At 40.0% G+C, this 21,469-nt stretch carries 18 protein-coding genes, 1 pseudogene and 1 riboswitch; of the genes and pseudogenes, 2 read left to right on the top strand and 17 right to left on the bottom strand.

Going from position 1 to position 21,469, the window contains the following annotated elements; all coding sequences use genetic code 11:
• Positions 1-19: 19 nt before the first annotated feature.
• Together ABC357_RS18560 and ABC357_RS18565 are read right to left on the bottom strand one after the other, a co-directional pair.
• Positions 20-601, bottom strand: a complete 582-nt coding sequence (locus ABC357_RS18560; protein WP_412889089.1) for a collagen-like triple helix repeat-containing protein — start codon at positions 599-601, stop codon at positions 20-22.
• Positions 602-940: 339 nt separating this feature from the next.
• Positions 941-4,465 carry a S8 family peptidase gene (locus ABC357_RS18565; RefSeq protein WP_412889090.1) on the bottom strand — a complete coding sequence of 1,175 codons (3,525 nt, stop codon included), beginning with the start codon at positions 4,463-4,465 and terminating at the stop codon, positions 941-943.
• A gap of 365 nt (positions 4,466-4,830) precedes the next feature.
• Between ABC357_RS18565 and ABC357_RS18570 the strand changes: the two genes are divergently transcribed.
• Positions 4,831-6,270 carry an N-acetylmuramoyl-L-alanine amidase gene (locus tag ABC357_RS18570; protein WP_412889091.1) on the top strand — a complete coding sequence of 480 codons (1,440 nt, stop codon included), beginning with the start codon at positions 4,831-4,833 and terminating at the stop codon, positions 6,268-6,270.
• A gap of 491 nt (positions 6,271-6,761) precedes the next feature.
• On the opposite strand, the gene ABC357_RS18575 is transcribed toward ABC357_RS18570, so the two are convergent.
• The 5 genes and pseudogenes from ABC357_RS18575 to ABC357_RS18595 form a co-directional block, all read right to left on the bottom strand.
• On the bottom strand, positions 6,762-7,220 hold the full coding sequence (locus tag ABC357_RS18575) for a hypothetical protein (RefSeq protein WP_412889092.1): 459 nt from the start codon (positions 7,218-7,220) through the stop codon (positions 6,762-6,764).
• Between the two features lie 180 nt (positions 7,221-7,400).
• A pseudogene (locus tag ABC357_RS18580) lies at positions 7,401-7,514 on the bottom strand (DNA repair protein RadC); the annotation flags it as partial.
• 224 nt (positions 7,515-7,738) lie between these two features.
• The gene (locus ABC357_RS18585; RefSeq protein WP_412889093.1) at positions 7,739-8,200 is read right to left on the bottom strand and encodes a hypothetical protein; all 462 of its coding nucleotides are present in this window, start codon (positions 8,198-8,200) and stop codon (positions 7,739-7,741) included.
• A 1,029-nt stretch (positions 8,201-9,229) separates the two neighbouring features.
• Complete coding sequence (locus ABC357_RS18590) at positions 9,230-12,532, bottom strand: S-layer homology domain-containing protein (protein WP_412889094.1); 3,303 nt, start codon at positions 12,530-12,532, stop codon at positions 9,230-9,232.
• Between the two features lie 557 nt (positions 12,533-13,089).
• Complete coding sequence (locus ABC357_RS18595) at positions 13,090-13,632, bottom strand: DUF2179 domain-containing protein (protein WP_412890071.1); 543 nt, start codon at positions 13,630-13,632, stop codon at positions 13,090-13,092.
• 325 nt (positions 13,633-13,957) lie between these two features.
• On the opposite strand from ABC357_RS18595, the gene ABC357_RS18600 reads away from it, so the two are divergent.
• Complete coding sequence (locus ABC357_RS18600; protein WP_412889095.1) at positions 13,958-14,284, top strand: helix-turn-helix domain-containing protein; 327 nt, start codon at positions 13,958-13,960, stop codon at positions 14,282-14,284.
• An 85-nt stretch (positions 14,285-14,369) separates the two neighbouring features.
• Here the strand turns inward: ABC357_RS18600 and sinI are convergent, their stop codons facing one another.
• From sinI to ABC357_RS18650, 10 genes are all read right to left on the bottom strand, one after another.
• Positions 14,370-14,510, bottom strand: a complete 141-nt coding sequence (gene sinI, locus ABC357_RS18605) for a DNA-binding anti-repressor SinI (RefSeq protein WP_412889096.1) — start codon at positions 14,508-14,510, stop codon at positions 14,370-14,372.
• Positions 14,511-14,542: 32 nt separating this feature from the next.
• Positions 14,543-14,630: riboswitch (cyclic di-GMP riboswitch) on the bottom strand.
• Positions 14,631-14,780: 150 nt separating this feature from the next.
• Positions 14,781-14,984, bottom strand: coding sequence for a hypothetical protein (locus ABC357_RS18610; RefSeq protein WP_412889097.1), 204 nt, complete (start codon positions 14,982-14,984; stop codon positions 14,781-14,783).
• 11 nt (positions 14,985-14,995) lie between these two features.
• A complete protein-coding gene (locus ABC357_RS18615) occupies positions 14,996-15,931 on the bottom strand; it encodes a hypothetical protein (RefSeq protein ID WP_412889098.1) in 936 nt (311 codons plus the stop codon).
• A 109-nt stretch (positions 15,932-16,040) separates the two neighbouring features.
• Positions 16,041-16,847, bottom strand: coding sequence for a hypothetical protein (locus ABC357_RS18620; protein ID WP_412889099.1), 807 nt, complete (start codon positions 16,845-16,847; stop codon positions 16,041-16,043).
• 21 nt (positions 16,848-16,868) lie between these two features.
• Complete coding sequence (locus ABC357_RS18625) at positions 16,869-17,711, bottom strand: TasA family protein (RefSeq protein ID WP_412889100.1); 843 nt, start codon at positions 17,709-17,711, stop codon at positions 16,869-16,871.
• 18 nt (positions 17,712-17,729) lie between these two features.
• Entirely contained in the window at positions 17,730-18,368 is a 639-nt protein-coding gene (locus tag ABC357_RS18630) for a TasA family protein (RefSeq protein ID WP_412889101.1), read from the bottom strand.
• 5 nt (positions 18,369-18,373) lie between these two features.
• Positions 18,374-19,012, bottom strand: coding sequence for a TasA family protein (locus tag ABC357_RS18635; protein WP_412889102.1), 639 nt, complete (start codon positions 19,010-19,012; stop codon positions 18,374-18,376).
• Between the two features lie 96 nt (positions 19,013-19,108).
• Positions 19,109-19,774 carry a TasA family protein gene (locus ABC357_RS18640; protein ID WP_412889103.1) on the bottom strand — a complete coding sequence of 222 codons (666 nt, stop codon included), beginning with the start codon at positions 19,772-19,774 and terminating at the stop codon, positions 19,109-19,111.
• A gap of 86 nt (positions 19,775-19,860) precedes the next feature.
• The gene (sipW, locus tag ABC357_RS18645; protein WP_412889104.1) at positions 19,861-20,436 is read right to left on the bottom strand and encodes a signal peptidase I SipW; all 576 of its coding nucleotides are present in this window, start codon (positions 20,434-20,436) and stop codon (positions 19,861-19,863) included.
• A 26-nt stretch (positions 20,437-20,462) separates the two neighbouring features.
• Positions 20,463-21,146, bottom strand: a complete 684-nt coding sequence (locus ABC357_RS18650) for a prolipoprotein diacylglyceryl transferase (protein ID WP_412889105.1) — start codon at positions 21,144-21,146, stop codon at positions 20,463-20,465.
• Positions 21,147-21,469 lie beyond the last annotated feature (323 nt).

The following is a 21,469-nucleotide window of genomic DNA, read 5'->3' on the forward strand; positions in this document are numbered from 1 at the left end:
ATATGATGGCCTTTCTATGCTATTTTTCAACGATTTCAGCTGTGAATGAAACATCTTTGACGGTTTCATGCTGTTCAGCAGGACTAGCACTTACGAGCCTTGCTTCGAGGACATACTCGTATCTTCCTGCGCCAGGTTCGTCGATTGCTGTAAAAAAGGTATTCATCGCATAAGAGTCCGACTGTTTGATGGTTTTAACCACGCCCCCAGGCACCCGCCTAACATGAAATTCGATTATATTGCCTTTAAGCTGCACTGGCGCCTCTTCCGATTCCTCAATGACCGAATAAACCGACGCAGTCAATCTTATAAGATTTGCCTTATCTGATAAATTGGCCTTAATCGCGGAAAGCGCAGAGAACGTGTCAGCAACAGCCAAGGACGGCAATGCCGGAACATTGCTTCCTACAATCAATTGGGTGATGGCTCCATTTTTGCCAGGAGGCCCTTGCGCTCCCGGCCAGCCCCTAGGACCGCGTTCACCCTGTTCGCCTTGAGGACCCTGAGGACCTGCCGTTCCTTTTGCCAGGCCGTTATTATTCAAGAAATCAAAATAAAACTGGCTTTTCCTCTTGTCATAACGCCCCATTTCATCGCCCATCAGCGGCTCTCCCTTTTACCGCCTTTTTCATCTTCACGATCACGGCGGGAACAGTCGCCAGAGAAATTAAAGAAAAACCGGCTTCTCTGTTTAGAGTATCTTTTTTTACTTTCATTCATAAACAAAACTCCTTTCTAGTAAATTAATCTACAATATACGTTATGCATACCTAAGGAAAAGGCTTGTATATTTGTCTTTACTAGAGAAAATTGAGGAATACACCCTTATCACCAATATATTTTAACGATTTTAAAAGTATGCGGACTTTCTTACTTCCCATATCCTTCTCTTTAAAGGAACTTAAAAAAGGCTGCCCCATATCAGGGCAGCCCTTCCGTCCTATTTCAAATCGACTTTCACCTTATATGGAGTGATGCTTGCAACACCAGCAGCATCGCTTACTTTTACTTGGTACTTACCTTTTTTCAGATTAACGGAAACAATCTCATCGTCGTTTTGCAGGTAAGAATCCGAGTGCTTGATTAATTTACCATTCTGATAAATATCTAGTACGCCGTCCCCTTCCTTACCAGTAGCCAATGTAATGGTCCCTTTGGCATTCTTCGCCAACTCAAATGTAAACCAATCATCATCTCCGCCTGTCACACCGGTATTCAAATATCCTGTCCCGTTAAAGGACATTCCATTGCCCTTGTTCATCTTGATTGGTTTGGATGATGTAGATTCATCTTTCCGGCCCATATCGGCAAACGTCATTGTATATGGGACCATTGAGAAACTGATGTCATCTACCATATAGCCGGAAGTTTGGAAAATATACGATTTTCCCTTCTTTACATTGAAGGAAGCAGATGTAAAGCCAAGAGGCCCTTTTTGGATTTCAGTAATGGCGACGTCCTTATCATAATCCACTTTATGATTTTTATTTGTATCTTCATAGACAATGCCTATCGGATGAACCTGGCTGAGCAATTCTTGAGGATATTTCCCTAGCAATTCCTTAGATGGTTTGCCAGCTTGAAGAGTAATAGCTTTAATGCCATCTTTCACAGCCGTGTAGTAGTAAGAGTCAACGTCATTAGGCATGGCAAAATTAGCTTTTACCACGTTGCCCGGAAGTTTTACTGCATTGGCTTCATCATTCGGCTCATATTTATCCTGTGGATTCATCACTACATTCTCAGCCGAAATTTCATAAGGTTCAACCGATACCGAGTTGCCTGTTTCCCAGTCATGCGAGACTTCAATCACATATTTTTTCCCTTTTTGCAGCCCAGTCAGCACATAATCCTTCGAGGCCGGTTCGCTTCCTGAGAAATCAAGATTTTGCCCAATTGAATTAATGGAAGCGTAGCGATCCCCGTTCTCATCTTTTTCATCGGTGATTTCACCGATGCTAACTGCAGGGATGACTCCATCTTTATTGGCTACCTTAAATTTTACGATGGCTGACTCTGTCGGCTCGATGACAAAATAATCTAGATCCTGCTGACTTTGCAGGTAACCCGTGGATGTGTCCCCTACTTTGAACGGCCGGCCATTCTGCAATAGCTTGTCCACCATATTCGTTTGCTGGTCCAAATAAGAATCGGCTTCCGCTGCTGAAAAAGCGGAGAAGGCAGATTTCATTTTATTGGAAATGCTAGAATCTAACTCTTCTTGTTCAGTTGTTTCCGATGCTTCCCCACTATAAAGCGATTCCTCATCCAATCCATCTTCATCTTCCTGCACTGCCTTCGTTTGGACATTTAACGTATACGGCAGCAACGAAGAAGGCTTTTCTTCATCTTGTGCCACATTTGACAGAGATATGCCTAAAATCGCGGCAAGCATTTCGAACAACCAATTATCGCTTGTCTTATCGCCTGATACTTTAATCACGTATTCCTGTTCCGGTTCAGCCACGAACGTCAGAGAAGCACCTTTTCCCTTACTCTTGGCACTGGCCGAGAAATCGCCGGAATAGCCTTCCTCACCTTCTAAAACCTCTTTAAGCTGTGCCGCCTTCTCTTCCTCGCTCAAGGATTGGCCGTCAAACAAGGATGTGATATTGTAAACATCGATTCCAGCATTCAAGCCAGGAATGCCTGACATGTCGATTTTCACCATCTGCTTTTCAGTCAATTTAAACGTAAAATAATCATAATCGCCTCCCTCACCGGCAATGGTGAACGGAGTTGGCGTTTTATAAGGCAAATCCTTCAGATTGATCATCTTTGATACAGAAGTTTCGTCTTCAGGAAGCTTGTCCGCTGTTTCAACCGTTAATGTATAGGCTGATGCTTTTTTGCTGCTGTCATCATAGCTTCCATTTACATCTTTCACACCGATTGCGACTGTACCATCGAACGGGGCTTTCAACAGTTTCGCTTCTACGCTGCCATCCTGGGTGTCATTCACTTCTTTTTCTTCTACTTTTCCATCTTTTCCATAGAAACGGACCATCAATTTATAGTCGTATTGCTTGCTTCCTTTCAGCAATGTTTGGATGTATTGATCTTTCTTCACGTCAAACTTTATCCATTTCTGTTCAAATGGTTTTGTCATTACTGCTTCTTTAACGATTTTTTTAGAGCCATCGACTGCTTCCGCCGACTTTAGCGCTTCCTCGCCGGAATAGGAATTCTTTACATAAGAAGGTATATTCTTCACATTATAGGACATGGCCTTCACGATATTGATCAGGCCGTTGGCATATTTCGTATCAAAGCCTTTTGCCCCTAGGTCTTCAGCGGTCTTTTCCAGCACGTATTCGACCTGGGCCGGCGTCAAATTAGGGTATTTAGTCTTCAGCAAGGCGACAGCCCCGGCCACAACAGGAGATGCCATCGACGTTCCGCTTCCGTACGTATAGGTCGATTTCTTTTCGTAATCATACAGTGAGCTGTAGACTTCTTCACCTGGGGCTACAACATCCACCGATGGCCCATAGTTGCTGTAGGAAGACAGCTTCTTATCGCTGTTTACGCTGCCTACGGATATAACTCCTTCATAACCTGCAGGTGTACTGACATCATCCGTATTTTCATTACCGGCAGCAGCAACAACCACAACGCCTTTTTTGATGGCCGTTTTAACGGCATCTTCAAGAATCGGTGTCGAACCATACCCGCCTAAGCTCATATTGATGACTTTGGCGCCGTGAGACACCGCATAAAGAATGGCGTCTGCTATGGCTGCATCCGATGCGCCATAACCGCCATCAAATACATCAATCGGAAGGATTTTCACATTAGGCGCCATTCCATAGCCGCCTATTCCGTTTCCTTTTTCTGCAGCAATGATGCCCGCTACATGTGTGCCATGATCACCAGCTACAGGCTGATTCGCAGGATTAGCTGCATTATAGCCCGGAAGCAGGTTCTTCTTTAGATCCGGATGGTTCTTATCGATGCCTGTATCAATAACGGCAACCGTTACTTTATTTTTCCCGGCCAGCTTCTGGGCTGCTTCACTATGTAGAAGGCCATGTTGATATTGCAGATTTGCCTTAGGGTCTGGCGCTACTTCCAGTTTTTTATAGATATAACTTGGTGTAATGGCCTTTATCTTGCCGAGTTTGCTGTATGTTTTCATAACCTTTGCCAGGTCTTTCTTATTCTTCACTGTAATTTCGGCATAATGCAAATCCGCAATCTGCCTCTTCACCGTACCTCCAGCAGCACGATGCTCTGCAGCGGATAACGGCGAGCTATATTTAATAATGAATGAATTGTCGCTGACTGAATACTTTTCTTTCTCTTTTTGGTCTTGCTTTTTCAACGACTGTACAATAGATGATGTACTCTTCACATTCGCATTGCTCTTTTCTTCTTTGGCAAGCGCTGCTGACGGCAATGCCATCGACGCTACCAGGACTGTACTGCAACCAGCTGCAGCCCATTGTTTCATCCCTTTCTTCATGACCTTCCCCCTTAATATCTCAATCATACTTTCTTAAACTATGAAACACTTAAGCGAATCATACTCTAAAAAAGAAAATTTTTCCATACACTTTATAAGACGGATTAAAGAGGGAATAGTTTCATAGAAATTAAAATTTTTTTAAACTATGAATACAAAAACTTATTTAAATGAGATTCCCATCATCCTATGGAAAATCTGCATAATAGAAGGTTATACATTTTCCACTTCTCGCAGACCAGATCAACCGCCTCCCAAAAACGAATCTAAAGAATCTTGTGTAAAATATATAAGTATGTCAAAGGAATTTTTTGAAAATAGTGTGGTAGGATTATGAGCGGTATTACATCATAGGAGGGAACAGATTGAAAAAGGGAGTAAAACTAACAGCATGTTTCTTGCTTGCTGCTACAACTGTATTTTCCGCTCATATCGGACAATCAAAAGCGGCAACAAAGACGTTTAAAGACATTGGCCCCAATAGTCAACATATGAAAGAAATCACTTATTTAGCTGAAGGCGGTATTGTTCAAGGGGATAAATACGGCAATTTCAATCCTAACAACAAAATCACCCGTGCCGAATTCACTATCATGCTCGGACGGGCTTTGGATTTGGAAGGGACGCCGCGCGATACAAAATTCAAGGATGTAACGAAACTGGGAACAACCGGATCCGGGTATATCCAAGCCGCTACGGATAAAGGTTTTATAGCAGGTTATAAAGGCGGCAACTTTAAACCAGGCAAAACAATCACACGCGGTGAAATGGCAACCATTATTTCACGTGCATTCAACTATAGCTTTGACAACACGACTTCCGGGGCAGCACGCGCCCTATTAGATCGCGGAATAGACCAAAGACAATCGGACAATAGCTTTGCAGCCGGCCGCCCGGGAACCCGTGACGAGATGGCCATTTTCCTAGCAAGAGCGATTGACTATACGTTGCGGACCCCGGCGGAAACAACATTCACAGGTACGAAATACGTGAATGTGGATGCAAACGACCCGCTGAACGTAAGAAAAGGGCCTTCCACAGAATATGCTCCGATCGCCTCGTTGAATAAAGGCGAAACAGTAAGCATCGCCTACACAGTCGGCAATTGGTCCATGATCAAATCTTCAAACAGTGTCATTGGTTTTGTCCTAAGCAAATACCTGGGCAGCTCGGCAAATGCCAATACGCCAAGCAATGGAAAATCCGTGAAGGACTTGCTGCTCATCATTGACGCAGGCCATGGCATGCAAGATTCCGGGACTATAGGGAACGGAGCGAAGGAAAAAGACATCGTCCTTAGCATTGTCTTGAAAATGAAGCAAATGCTCGATCAAACAGATTTTGGGACCAAATACGTAAGAACGACAGATAACGAGTTTATGAGCATTTATGAACGTGCAAGATGGGCTAACGCCCAGGGAGCAGATTTATACGTGAGCGTGCATGCCAACAGCGTAGACAATAATACTTCTGCAAATGGTACAGAAACGTATTACTATAAACCGAGCAACCCTGACCAAAGAATGTATGAAAGCCAGAAACTGGCCTCTTACATCCAAAAACGCGTTGTTAATGCTTTGGAAACACGCGATCGGCATGTGAAAGACAATAGTTACATCGTCATAAAAAATACTGACATGCCCGCTGCGCTTGTTGAAACAGGCTTCCTAAGCAATAAGGAAGACGCTGCTAAACTAAAATCTGAGGTTTACCAAAAAAAAGCGGCAGAAGCTATCTTTTATGGAATCATGGATTATTATAAGGCAAAAGGGTATGACGTGGATTCCTATTATGGCATCCATTAATTTTAAAGAGAGGCAGAAATCAGCTTATCTAAACGCCATATTCAACTTCTCAACATACGGAATGTAAGAAAGATCCGTCTCCAGCAACTCAGGAGACGTTGAAATAGAAACAAAAGCGGCAGGAACATACTATAATATTTTAGATTAAGAAAGATCCGGACTATGACATGAAATTCTTAGTAGAGATTCATGTCCGTTCGGATCTTTTAACATTATGTATTTCTTACTATGAAATGATTCATCTATAAAGTTGGGTATTTTAGCGGCTAGTGTGGTTTTGCTATTCCAACGAGCCAAATAAGGACTTCCCTACAGATACTAGGAACATATAAAAACACCCCAAAAGTTAATTTCAACTCTAACTTTCAGGGTGCACCTAACACAGCTTTTTTTTACTAATTAAAGAAACCATTAGTCGAAGCAATAATCATATAAACTTCTCACTGCTTTGGTAGTCTCGATCAATATTTTCCTTTGGCAGCTTCTGAACTTTATTTAGTGTGTCCAATCGTTATTGCATTTCCATTCCGTAGAAGCGGTTGTTCGACAGCATCAGCCACACGCCCAATAGGTAAATATAGTTTTCCTTCAAAAATGAAAGAATGTAGGGTAGTAAATTGACGGCCATTAATATATATTTTCTTTTTATGTGTATCGAAAAGTGTCGATCTATTCTTAGCTACAATTCTGAATTGACCTGATTTATAAGAGCTAGGTGTACCAAACCAATTGGGTAGAGTTCTCGCTGAAACATAAACTGCTCCATTTCTAATAAGCGGGACAACCTTCTCATTTCCCCCAATATATTTTACGTCATCAACATAATAAATGTGTGAGTTAACTGTAAGCTTTAGAACTCTTTCATTGGCCGGTTTTGCTTCTGCATGCAGAACAGAGAAAACAGACAGTGACAAAGTCAAAACAACTAAGATCGCTACAATTTTTTTCATTAGTTCCTCCTTAAAAACTTTCTATACTTTAGTTTAAAACCATCAATCCAACAATAAATAAATGGGAATTTATTACACAACACAATTGTACTAATAAGGAGGATGGTAAGTGAATGAGTAGAAAGTATGAGTTTTGACAACGTTAGGAAATGATTTAAATTTCTCCTTAATAAATACCTGTCACCTAGCTGCCTTCATTACCTTTCTGGGATGTACAACTGTAGCATTTAAAGAATCAATGTGACAAGCGTTGAATGCTGTTGATTTATTCTTTTTGATTAAGCAAAGGACAACAAAATGCTTACAATCTACTTCTTATTCCTCCGTACATAGAAGTTGCCCTAACTCCTTGTATAGAATTAGGGCTTTGTTGAAGCTTATCAAATCTAAAATATCTGCTTGCGTTCATCTTTGTTACGTTTTAATAAAAGAAAGGCTCTATTGAGATTTTTCTACATAAAGCCTTTCTTCTAGCCTACTAAACTTCGACATTTTTATGGTCGTAACAGTACCTGCCTTTATAATTCAAAAAGATCGTCAATTAAAGTAGTAGTAAAATCAAAAATATAAACTTTCCCTGCAGCAGTAACTTCCATTTTAATTGGATTGTTATTGTATTCAGTCTCACTTGGAAGTGTTTGGAACTCAGCGAAATCTAAATAAATTTGATAACTCATTTTATCTGGATTTGATGAATCTGTGTTTCCCTTTGTGACTGCAATATTATCAACAGACTCTCCTAAGTTCCACACTACATTGTATGGTTTACCATCAGACTGCGACAGTTCAGTATTTGTAGCAACTACTTTCGTAATTTCTTCAGTTAAAGTTACATATACACCTGTTACTTTACCTTCTTCTGTTGTAGCTGCTCCTGCTTGTTCAAAAATATCAATTAGTTTATTCTCGACTACGATACATTCATCATTTAGTGATGCTGGTTTTCCACCAAGGGTATATATACTCAGCAATACCTTCACCGTTAACTACTTTAACAGTTAAATCAGCTTTTACATCTAATAAATCAGCTTTTACATTCTTTACAGTAGCATTAGTAACTGCTTTAGTTGGTGTTGCTTTTTGTAATGTTAATGTTCCAAATTCACCGCCAGATACAATTGCATTAGTAGAAACCGCAATGTTTGTATCACCGGTAACTTTAACATCTCCAAAATTAATTGTTTGATCAGCCTTTATTTTTAAATCTAAATCACCATCTACACTATCTCCAACAATATCAGCTACATTAATAGGACCTTCTGCCTTATCAATTTCATTTTGAATTAAGTTGCTATCGCTATTCTCTACTTATACCTATTTAATTAGGCTTTCGTTTAGAGCCTACACCGCACGGGCACCTTTCAGCGCATACGGCGTGCCATCAGCAGTTGTTAAACCACTGACTAGGTCCCTTCGCTCACATCAGTTTTACCCTCTTTCTATGTTACCATAGAAATACAAATGGCTGATGGTCATCACTACTACGAACCTGCCGCCATCTTACTAGCCTCATTGGTGCTAACACACCTCTTCTAGCAAGACTTCAAACGTTCCATTGTTTCTGTTCCTTTTTTTGATAACCTTAGGCTTCCACTATTCAGGAATGAGAAAGACCAGTTTTATAGTCAATTATGCTGATCTCCATTACATCATTTCAAATGTAAGGATGAATGCTAAACTCCTAGCTATTCGTAACATTCACTACCTCACCCTGCTTAAACATGGATTCGTCTCCTAGCCATAGCTATCTTTTATGGAGCCCCGCCTCAACTTATTTAGTACGACTTCACCTGACTTCACCCCTTCTGTCTGTTAGAACATCTCTGGATGCAGGAGGATTAGGCTATTGTATTTTGACTATTTTACAATAATAGTAATTTAACCTATTTTCAGAAAACAATAGTTAGAAAAAACGCCTCTTTTAAAATCATGTATAAAAGCATGAAATTATCGGAGGCATATAATCCACTTATTTCACTAGTAAACTAGCTTATTAAGCATCGTTTCGTTTAGTTTTCTTGAGAAGTTGTATATTCTACTGTAAACTCTGATGTTTTTTCACCTTTAAAGTTTACAATGTATTTATTTTCTCCATTTGCTACTTTAGTAGAGTCTAATTCTACCCAAGTAATAAACTCATTATTCCAGTTAGGATCAACATTCAAAATATCATTCACTGCTTTTCCTTTAGAATCTATAATAGTTACAATGTTAGAAATCTTAGGAGTTTGCCCTGTAAATTCTACAGCTACTGGAACTTGTGTTCCACCATAGTTAGTAGTAACGAAAAGTTTCATCTCTTCTGTCACTTTCGCTGTATCTACTGTAATTTTGCCATTTTCACCGAAAGTAATAACACCTTCTTCTCCAAGCTGAGTTAAGAAAGCATTTAAATTATCTTTGTTAGGAAAATTAGATGTATTTTCAGCTTTTTGTGCAGTTGCTGCAATATCAGTAGAATTAACCACAGTGTACTTAACAGTTGTATTAGTATTTCCTACTGTATAAGTGATATTAAATGTATCATTCACTTCCGCACCTTGGATATCAATAGTAGACGTACCGTTATTTTCAACTTTTAATTGTTTATTCTTTGTATCTGCATCCACTAAATTAGTTGCAGAAATTTTTATTGCGTTAACTCCATCTTCTGTAGTTGTTAATTCTACACCATATTGATCTTTTATTTTTAGAACAGTATTTAATGCTGGTGCATCATTATTTGCATCTAAAATTCCTGCTGCAATATTTGCTGCACCCTCAGTAACCATTTCATCATTCACTTCAATTGTTGTTGCCACTGGTTTAACTTTAGAAATAGTTACTTCTTTAGTTACAGTTACAGGAGTCTCATATCCATCAACAATAACCTTCACAGTAGAAGTAATTTCATCTTTATCACCAAATAAGTCATTAGCACTTGCTGACACGTCTAATTTGTTATCAGTAGTATAATCAACTTTTGAATCAGTGATTACAGTATAATCTTTTGTTGGAATTAATACCTTGCTACCATTTTTAGTTACACCGTAAACTTTTAATGTTTTAGCATGAGTATGCTCTGCACCATCAGCATATAAAGTACCAACTTCACCTACTTCATATGATTCAAATGATGCTTTTTCAGCTACTGAGAATCCTACTGTTAAAGCACTTGTGTTTACATCTTCGAACGCATATTTACCTTCAGAGTTTTTAACTACTTTTTTAAGTGTAACTGTTACATCTTCAGAACCTTTTTTCTCACCTGTTACTTTTACTGAACCATCTTTAGCATTAATTACAGATTCTGATAATGAAACAACGCCATCTTTAGAAGTTTCAAATCCAACTGAGTACTTACCAACATTAGTCTCATTAGCTGTTTTAGCTAATTTATCATCAAGCTTCATTGTACGACCATATTGATCTTTTACTACGATGTTTCCTAATTTAATTTCTGATGTACCACCAATTGCCAAAGTTGTAGTAACATCTTTTAATGGTTCGATAGATGCAGCATATGCAGTTTCTTTTACATCTAATTGTAATGTAGAAACTTTACCAGTTGATTGTACAGATGCGATAATTACGTCAATGCCTTTATCACCAGCTGTGTATTTAACAACCGCATTACCCTTAGCATCTTTCTCAAGTTTTGTTTTATCGTTTGAGAACTTTACTTTACCATTAAGATCAGAGTACTTAGTTACCGCATTACCGAATTGGTCAACAGCTGTAAATGGAAGCGTTACAGTTTCATTAGCAGCTACAACTTCTTCAGGAGCTGAAAGAGAGAATGTATCAACTGTTGCTGCAGCTTTTACATCAAGCTCTACTTGAGCAATATGACCAGTACCTTTTGTAATAGCAGTGATGATAACTTTTCCACCTTTAGAGTAGTTTTCTCCTTCAGTGAATTTCAAGCCTAATTGATTTTTATCTTTACCTTGTTTGTCAACAACGTTTTTCACATCAATGATTGATGGGTTTGAAGAAGAAAGCATTAAATCATCTGCATTTTTCATTACATTACCATATTGGTCTGTAATGTTCATTAGTAATGCAAATTCCTCAATTGCTACTCCGCCACTAAGTTCTTTACCATCTGCATGGTATACACCTTGATACTCTACTTTATCCGCAGTTGCTTTATCAGAGATTGTTAATGTTTTTGTTACAACAGTACTTGTAGTTTGGTTAATACCAGTTAAAACAACTTTGTCTCCTACTTTGTAATCTACTGTGCTTGTTAAAGTAACAACACCTTTATTATCATCCTCAGCAATAACACCATTTGAAGCATTCCAGTTAATTGAAGATGCTAACCCTGCTTTCGTGATATCTTCACCATATTGGTTTAATACACGGTAAGCAACTGTAGCTTTCTTCTTATCATTTCCTACAATAACTAAAGGTGCGTTTTCAGAAAGGATTTCTACTTTATCTACTTTTTCATTTTCTACTTTAACTGAACCAGAAAGTTTCTCTTCAGATAAACCAGTTACATTAACTGTATATTCACCTTCAAATAATTTACTAGCTAGTTCTAATTGTACTGATTTTTTATCATCAGAAACTGTAGTTTTTGCTACGTTAACTGTTACTGAACCTTTTTTCACTTCGAATTTAGCTTTAGCTTCATCAATTGATCCATTGAAAGTTACTTTTAACGTTTTAGCGTTAATTGCACCAACTTCCTTAACTTCAGGAGTAGTTACCACAGGGTTCTTAGCTTGGTCAGCATGGAACAAGAATTTAGCATAGTCTCCACGCATAGCTTTGTCAGTAGTTCCGAATGTTGTTTCAGAAGTACCATTTGTTACACCGTTGTCAACTAGGGCTTTAACAGCTGCAGTGTAGTTTTTGTTAACGTCTTTGAAAGGAATTTCTTTGTCATCCTTCGCTTTAAGATCGAAACCTTTTTGGATCCAAATAGCTAGTTCGCCACGAGTGATTTCGTCATCGAATCCGAATGAAGTTTCTGTTTTACCAGAAGTGATGCCAGCTTCTTTAAGTGCGTTTACTTCTTTTACCGCACGTGCAGGTACATCTTTGAAACCTGATGCAGGAGCTTTTTCTACATCAAGGCCAAGTACGTTCACTAGAAGGACTGCAGCGTCACCACGTTTGATGTTTTTGTACACGCCGAATTCCTTTTCAGTTAAACCGTTTGCGCCTTTTGATACTACGAAATCTACTGCTTCTTTGTAGTTAGTGTTTACATCTGTGAAAGATGAAGCTGATGCTAATGGAGCAACAGCAGAAGCAACTAGAGTTGCTGTAGCAGCAGTTGCCACGAATTTACGATACGATTTTGCTTTGTAAGCCATTTGTGTGTAGCCTCCCAAGATGGATATTTATTTATCTATCAAATGATAGATAGTGCCAAATGAATAGTAGCCTCTCACGATATGCAAGAGACAAAAGAAATACACCTATCAGTCTCTAAATATAATATTCATATAATTTATAGTGAATATTTGAGCAAAAATGAATTCCTATAAAAATGTAAATGTCTGACTGATACGATGCACAAATTCATTATACATACTATACTGAAAAAATTAAATGTTAATTAGATAAATACATTTCTATATAAAACGACTATTATATGAACGCTAATTTTTACAAAAACTATCGCAATTGATAATTAAAAGATATATTTGTATAATTTTATCAATAATTTTCTAACAAATGACTGTATTCTCCATTAACTAACAAAAATGAGAAAAAAGATAATTCTGTATGTGTGTTAATTGTGAAGTTTATAAATAAAATGCATTAAATGTATTCTTCACATTTCCTCCAGTCCACTAATCATTCAACGATTGTTAACAATACATTCAAAAAAAAGCTGCCATAATCGGCAGCCTTTCCTCTACATCTATCATTTCACTTTATCATCCACTTTTTTCTTGCGCTTTTTCATGCTCTTAAGCATATAGCCGCCAATAAAACGCCGAGGTTCATATGAGATGATGAACGCATTAGGCTCATATTCCCTAATCAAGTCTATCAAGCTGTCTTCCATACTCCGTTTTGTCAATATTTCCAGTTTGTATCGCTTACTTTCGAATCCCTCAACTGAAACGATGGTCACACCATATCCATCAGCACGGAGATGGTCAATCAACTCCTGGTTTCTCGTCGGCAAATTAACATTGAACGTAGTGAATCCAATGGCCAGCTTTTGTTCAATAGCCGTCCCGATCAAGATACCGATCCCGAAGCCGACAGCATATACGATCATACCTAGAAATGTTTGGTTGCCATTGAATACGATGGATAAGCCGAATACATAAATAAGTGATTCAACAAAACCGAGCAGGGCCGCCTGTACCTTCAATTGCTTGACTAGGAAAATGGTCCTTAGTGTAAAACAAGGAACGTAAATCAACTGCAGAATCAAAATTAACACAATATCCTTCATCATTGGATCCCTCACTCATTCTTATATTCAATCAGTGGCTGGTTGTACAGGGCTCGTATGAGTACTCATTCTATTCCAAATACACTGATTATACAAGAATTAGTATCTAAGATAACAGATTACTTTATCTGGATGGATTAATAGGTCTTTATTTATGCAAAAGAATACATGATTCTGCGAAAAATCGTCCAATTTATGTAAGACAACTAGCTTTAAATACTCTATAATGAATCACATAAGCACCTTTTCCTTGTTGCCCGTCCAAGGGAATTATGTACAATAGATACTTAATAAAAATGCAAATTACTTCCAGGATGTGATTATCGTGAAAATTGGAGATCGTGTTAAAAAGATAAGAGAAGAAAAGAAAATGTCAATGTCTGAACTAGCAGAGAAAGCAGGGGTTGCCAAATCCTATTTAAGCTCTTTGGAACGAAATCTGCAAAACAATCCATCTGTCCAATTCCTGGAGAAAATAACCGGTGTGTTGGGTGTCCCGGTTGATTCTTTATTGCATGACAAACAAAGCGAGGAATCACTTGACTCTGAATGGCTGCAAATTGTGGAAGAAGCCATGAAATCCGGCGTTTCTAAAGAGGACTTCAAAGAATTCATCGAGTTCAACAAATGGAAAAACAAAAAAACAAAATAAAGCATTAAAATACCCTAAGCGATTAACGGACATCACTGAGGGTATTTTCACATCTGACTCTTTTCATAAATGCCTCCACTTTCGGTCATGCCTGTTCACTGATCAAATAAGACCAGCTTTGAATAAATGCCAGTGCTTCACTTTTACTGATGCCGCTCTGTTTAGCTTCTTTCATTAGATCCATCCACTCATGATCATAGTGTTCATTCTTTGCTTCATTTTCCATTCGATTTGAAACCTCCTAAAATACTCTGTACTTTAGGCAGCCCAGCCATCCTAGCAACTCCTGCGCCTTAGATCTGTAGCTTTGCGCCCTTACCTTTCGATAAGTTTGCCCTTTCAACTAGATATACAGAATGTTCTATATCGTTCATTGAAAAGTGTGTGAGATCATGGTGCGATGTTTCTTTTATTCATTATACTATGACCGGTATGAAAATAACGTATTTACAGTGTTAAAGTGCGTTTATATTTTCCTACAGTTTCTGACGGATTCCTACAAAACTCTTTGTTTCTTTGACAGCTGATAAACAGAGATCCATTTTTGCAGACTCTCCCGTCTTGATGAGCGGTCGAAAAGCTCCGCATCCACACTTGTAAGAGCAGTCAAATCTTCTCCACAGACCGGGCAAATCCATTCACCGGTCTGGCAGCTTCCAAAGGAAGGCCGATTGCATTTATGGCAGTTTTTTCGATACATTTCATTTTCCCCTATCGATTCTTAGTCATTTTTCGATGCTGGATAAACAATAAAGCCGCTCCGGCTCCTCCAACCAAAAATCCTAGAATTAAAATATTATAGAAGTCAGTGGCTGTATTAGGCAAAGTGCCTCCAGATTGGGTCGGTGTGGAAGGGCTTGGAGATGTCTGCGGATTGCCTGAATTGTTCCCATTCCCATTGTCTCCCGGGTTTGGATTTGTTCCGCCACCATTGTTGCCTCCCGGATTCGGATTAGTCCCTTCTCCGTTACCGCCTGGGTCTGGATTGTTGCCGCCTTCATTGTCGCCTGGATCTGGGTTAGTGCCTCCCCCGTTATCACCTGGATCTGGATTAGTGCCTCCTTCGTTGCCGCCTGGGTCTGGATTAGTGCCTCCGCCATTGTCTCCCGGGCCAGGGTTGTTGCCTCCGCCATTATCACCAGGATCGGTAGTTCCGCCCCCTCCCGTATCATCGGTGGCTTCTGCAGTGAATACTAAATCCACGCTGGCTTTCGATTGCTGATAGTCGTTTCCCAATTCTCCCGGAATATCTATTCTGAAAGACAGCACCTCTGAAGAGCCGCTTGCCAGGAAGCGCGGAGACAATTTTTCAAAATCCTGCAGCAACCCGCTATACAACCATGTATTTCCTTGCTTCACCTGCAATGTCATTTTTTTAAACAGTTTTTCCGATAATGACCGATTCTCTGCGCTCGTTGTATACTTGAAGTTTCTTTTCCCGTTGTTGTAAATGGTGATATTCCTTGGAATCCAATCGCCTGGCTTTAAATTCTTTACATTGATCAACACATGCCCTGGTGCATCCGTGTCTATGGCGATCTCCTCATTGGCCGCGAAGGTTCTTGCTTGCGGGAAAAGAAGGCTAATAACGGAGAAGGCCACTAGGAACATCCACACAAAATTGAAACTGCGCTTTTTAAAGCCCATTGTTCCACCTCTCATTTCACTCATGAGCCAGTGCCATCATGTGATGGCACTCTTTATTCTAAAGTGCTTGGGTAGAAACCGTTGACTATCCAAGCACTTCATTCCTTGCTTACTTACTGCTTTCCTCAGAAGTTGGCGGCGCAGCATCCTCTGACTGTTGTACGGATTGATCAGAAGGAGTAGATGCAGCCGGTTTTTGTTCTGATTGTTTAGGTGTTGTTTTAGCAGGCGCGGGCCCATTATCGACCACCGCATCCACATCCCATCCAATCGCATCTATATCGCCTTGTTTTAAATTATCCGAAATGCCTTGATCGGTCCGCCGCTTTTGTGTGTCGATTTCTTTTTGCAGATCAGCTGCATCTGCGTTCGCTTTGTTGACTTCACCGACCAATTTAGTATTCAGATCGGCCAAATCATCATTCTGTTTTTTCAAGTCGGCGTTGGCGGCTAAGGCTGCTTCCAGGTTCGCCTGTGTGCTCGCTAAAAGTGTTTTGGTTTCATCCAATTCCTTTATTTTGGCTGCAAGCTCATCTTTCGTGATTTTATGCTCTTTTTGCAGTTCATCATAGGCTTTCTTAATCGTAGCCAATTCGTCGTTCAATGATTTCACTTGAGCCTGAAGATCCTTTACTTGCCCCTGCAAGGAACCGATTGATACATTCTTATTGCTGATGATCGAGTTTGCGTTTGCAATGGATGCTTTCACTTTCTTTTTAAACTGATCGATATAATCAACCAATGTATCCTGGGTAAAAGACAAGCCGATTGCTGCGTTGGCATATTTGGAAATATCCTTTTTTGCTTCCATCATCGTATTATGTCCATTAAAAGCGACAAAACCGGCTGATGCCGCCCCCACCGTAACTACACTTGCAATGGCCATTCCTGCGATTTTTGCTGTGATTAGGCCCATGATTCCAGTACCTCCAAATCTTTATTTTCCGTTATTGGCTTTTTCATTTGATTTGATGTATCCATTGGCATCCTGGTCTGATGGCTGGACATCAAGACCTTGCCATTGGCGGGCCTCGAATTCAAACGTGACGCCGATGCTGTCGCCATTGTATTTATTTTGGACATACAGCTTGCCATCCGCTGTTTTCTCTTTATCATCCTTAAATGTAATTTTGATTTTTACATTATCTGGATCATATGGTTTAACCGGCAAACCAGTCCATTCATTCGGATTCAGCGTCGCTACATTCAGGCGATTTTGATCGGCTACCCAATAAGCGCTCGGATTTACGGCCGCAGCAATTTTAGATCTGGCTGCAGCTGCATCTCCTCCTGTATAGGAAAGATTAGTGGCTTTATAGACGTCAGCCAATGTAATATGGCTGCCTTCCTGGATAATGGCCTTAGGGAAGCCTCCGCTTCCGCCTTCAGCGCCTACGGTCACTACCGATAATTCCAATTGGTCAAGGAAATCCAGTGCAGTGTTCTCTCCATAAACATCCGTATCGCCGCTCGGCGATACATAATCTTTGAAATCCGAGAAATTGATAGACATCAACACATCTTTTATGGCCAATGTGCCGTTGTTTTTCAGTGTAAATGTCCGCTCCATATAATCGCCCGGCTTCATATTGGAGATTTCGAACAGCTTATCTAATTTCGTACCCTTATCATTTAGGAGAAGCAAATCCAACTTGCCTGCTTCCACCTTGGCAGCCACTTGTTCGGTATCATTAAAGGCAGCCCACGTCCCGCCTCCGACAAGAGCGATACCGACTACGGCACTCAATGCACCAGTCATCAGCTTTGCTTTTACATTCATAACTCTCATTCTCCTCTCTTATTTTTCAGCACCCTTATATTGGGTGGCTTCCAAATCGAATTTCAATTTCAGTGAATAGCCTTGGAACTTGTTTTGGACAAATTTGCGGCTATTATTTTCGCGTGTCACATTGTCTTTGAAAAATAGCTCCATTACGATTTTGTCTGTATCTCCAACAGGCAAATCATTATCTTTCGTAATGACTTTAATGAAGGTAGTGATGTCGATCGATTGATTTTTGTCCGTCTTCTCCTTTAATTCCGCTAACGTTTTATCCAATCCATCAGCAATTTTTGCTCCGTCGGTCGTAAAGAAGGTAACAAGGTATTGATCGGCAAACTCTCTTGCCAGCGCCTTGTCATTTACCTTTTTCCCTTGCTTATTGAACACGTCATAGGAGGTATGCATGAGTACTTTTTCAATATCGAGTGTACCGGCATTCGTAATTTCAAAGTTTCGTCTCATCTTATCCCCAGGTTTAAGATTGGGTACATCAAAAACGATTTTCGGATTAACGGCCAAGTCCAATGTTCCTGCTTGTACTTTTGCCGGTACCTGTTCCACATCATTGAAGGCTGCCCACGTTCCTCCTCCTACTAGAGAAATTCCCAAGACAGCACTCAATGCGCCAGTGATTATTTTCCTTTTAATGGTCATAAGGATTATCGTTGTTCTCCTTTATATTGAGTAGCTTCAAGATCGAATTTCACTTCCATTTTCAAGCCTTGGAATTTATTTTGCTTAAAGAGCCTGCTGTTTTTCTCACGCTCATCATCATTTTTAAAACGAAGCCCCATAATGATATGGTCTTTGTCTCCTACAGGCAGGTCTGGACGAAGCATCGGCAATAACCAGCTAGGCTTTAGGTATGATGTAATATCAACAGAATGATTGGCTGCCGTTAAATCCGTCAATCCTGAAACAGATTTGCCAAGGCCATCCAAAATAGGCTGCAACTCTGTTGTAAACCAATAGACATAGAATTGATCAGCGTATTCCTTAGCAAGAGCAGCATCTACTGGCTGATTGTTTTTGGTAACCGTATAGGACGTATGCATTAATACTTTTTCGATGTTCAGCGATCCTTTGTTCATAATCGTAAAATTGCGGTCCATCATATCGCCAGGCTTAAGGTTTGAAATATTAAATACCACTTTCGGGCTGACAGCCAAGTCCAGTGTTCCAGCTTCTACTTTCGCGTTCACTGCTTCCACATCATTAAATGCAGCGTAAGTTCCGCCACCTACCAGCGATAATCCCAATACAGCCGCTAAGGCTCCTTTAATTAATTGACCTTTCATCATATGTCCCCCTCAATAAAATAAATAATCTTTGTTTTTCTATAAAAGAGAGCGGTCTATTGCTAAACCGCTCTGCATATACTGAATAAATTATCTTTATTTTGATTCCCCAGGCATTTGAGTGGCTTCGAATACGAAGTCAATTTTAGCTCCTTCACCTTGGTATTTGTTTTGGGCATGTAGTCTAGTTCCAGAGATTAAAGCGTTGTCCTCTTTGAATTTCACTTCGAACTCCCAAGCAGTAGTTTTGTCTCCTGAAGCTAGACCAACTGTTTTATTATCAGTGCCGGTAATTTCTACGCCGCTTCCGTTATTTCCAGTGGCTTCTGCTTTCAAGTCAGCCAACGTTTTACTGCCATTTTCCCCATAAACAAATGTGCTGCCTTTTTTAATCGTTACCGTAAATTGACCTAAGAATTCATCAATCGAGTTATTTCCGGCCCCAGCAAGTTTTCCATTCAAGCCAAGAACATCCTTATCTTTCCAATCTTTAAAACTAGATGCATTCAAGAATATTTGGTTGATATCCAATGATCCCTCATTTTTAAGAGTAATAGATCTTTTGAATGAATCACCCGGCTTCAAATTACTAATATTGAATACTTCCGTAGCATCACCTTTCCCCAAATCCAACGTCCCTGCAGCAAATGTATTACTTACTGTTTCCACGTCGTTGAACGCAGCCCACGTTCCTCCGCCTACTAGTGATAATCCAAGTGCACCTGACATAATTCCTACTGCTAATTTCGTTTTTAAACCCATGATTCTTTTCCTCCCGTTTCCCTTTTAATTTTTTTACCCTTTTTCCGGGCGTATATTGGAACTCCCTGGTTGAGGGAGCAATTCCCTTAAGCAGATTTTGCCGGCGGTTCGCTCTGTCGCTTCGTCTTTCTATCAATCTCTCTGACTGCCTGAATGATCGTCATGACAGAGTAGCCTAGTAAAAGAACCCCTGGACCGATCAATAGAATGGCGGTTCCTTTTGGAGACTTGGCGAAATCGAGGAAATAGCCAAGGTAAGGAACGGTAAAGCCGCTGTACTCTGCAACCACATTGGATGATTGCACAAGCTCGGTATCGGCCACTTTGTTATTGTCGCCCTTTGTTTTATAGAGAACCTGCTCGCCGTTTTTCATGACTTCCACAATCCGGTGGGTTACCAGATTCTTTTCATCCTTCATAAAGGTAATGACGTCGCCTTTTTTCAAATTCTTCTTATCCTTTACATCCTGGACGGCAATGATGGAACCAGTCATGAATTCCGGCTCCATCGATCCGGATAGGACGGTCTTCAATTTATAGCCAAACGCCTGAGGCTCACCGCCAGAAGCCTTGGTTGATACGACAATAAAAATCATACAAAGCAATACAATGACTAAGAGTACGGAAATGATGTTGCTGATAATCTTCATCGTTTTCTTCATTACGTATTAGTACACTCCTTCCACTATTATGGTTTGGACTGGTCGGATTTTGTTTCAGCCGGTTGTGATTCCGCTCCTGTCGGCTGCGTTTCACTTGGCTTGGTTTCCGGTACAATAGAATCCGGCTTTGGATCAGGTTTTGTTTCAGGCTTTGATTCAACAGGCGGCTTCGTTTTCTCTGGCTGTTTTGGACGTTCATCGGTTGGCTCAGTCGTTTGATCCGGCTTTGGATCTGCTGGTTTCGTTTCTGCTGGCTTTTGCTCGGAAGGTTTAGGATTTGCCGGCTTTTGTTCTTCCTTAGGTGTTTCTTGTTTTTGGTCGGCAGGCGGCTTAGTTTGTTCTTCAGCAGGCTTTTTCGATTCTTCTTTCTTTTTCACAGCCTTATGGCAGCTGCCACTTTCATCAGTGTCATCAGCCGTAGATTCTTCTTGGTGATCTGGTGCTTTTTCCCCATCTTTCCCCTCAGATACAGCTTCCTTTTCTTTCACTCCATCTGATAGTTCTTTATCCTCAGCTACTGTGTCATCCGGACAATCTGATTCTCCTAGTAAATAAGGTGTAAGCGTAGGGATTTCATCACAGTCTCCATCAAGGAAATTGTTGCAGGCCTGGACAGTCAGCTCATCTTCCTCTTTATCGATTATTGTTGCATTAGTGTCATGGGTGATATACATGAAGAAACCGACAAGAGCACACCATAAAACGGTCAATTTTGTAACCACTTTGAGGCGTTTATACGTCTTTCGAAGCTTTTTCGAGCAAACATATCGAATTTGAATCACCCCTTTATAGTTCAAATTCCTTCCTTGCTTTTTCGTTCGTTTTAAAGAACTTATAAATGGAGTATAGTACAGCTATTGACACTTTGAAAAAGGGCAAATTCGTCCAAATACTGGCAAAATTCATATGTTTTTGTTCGTTTAAACGAATTATCTTCCTTTTCCTCAATATTTCGTATTTTTTAAAGAACGAATAGTTCTTTATAATGTACGATATAAGGAGAACATTCCTGAATGAAGGTTTCTCCATAAGA

It is taken from the genome of Bacillus kalamii (assembly GCF_047238185.1).
Classification (GTDB): domain Bacteria; phylum Bacillota; class Bacilli; order Bacillales; family DSM-1321; genus Bacillus_AD.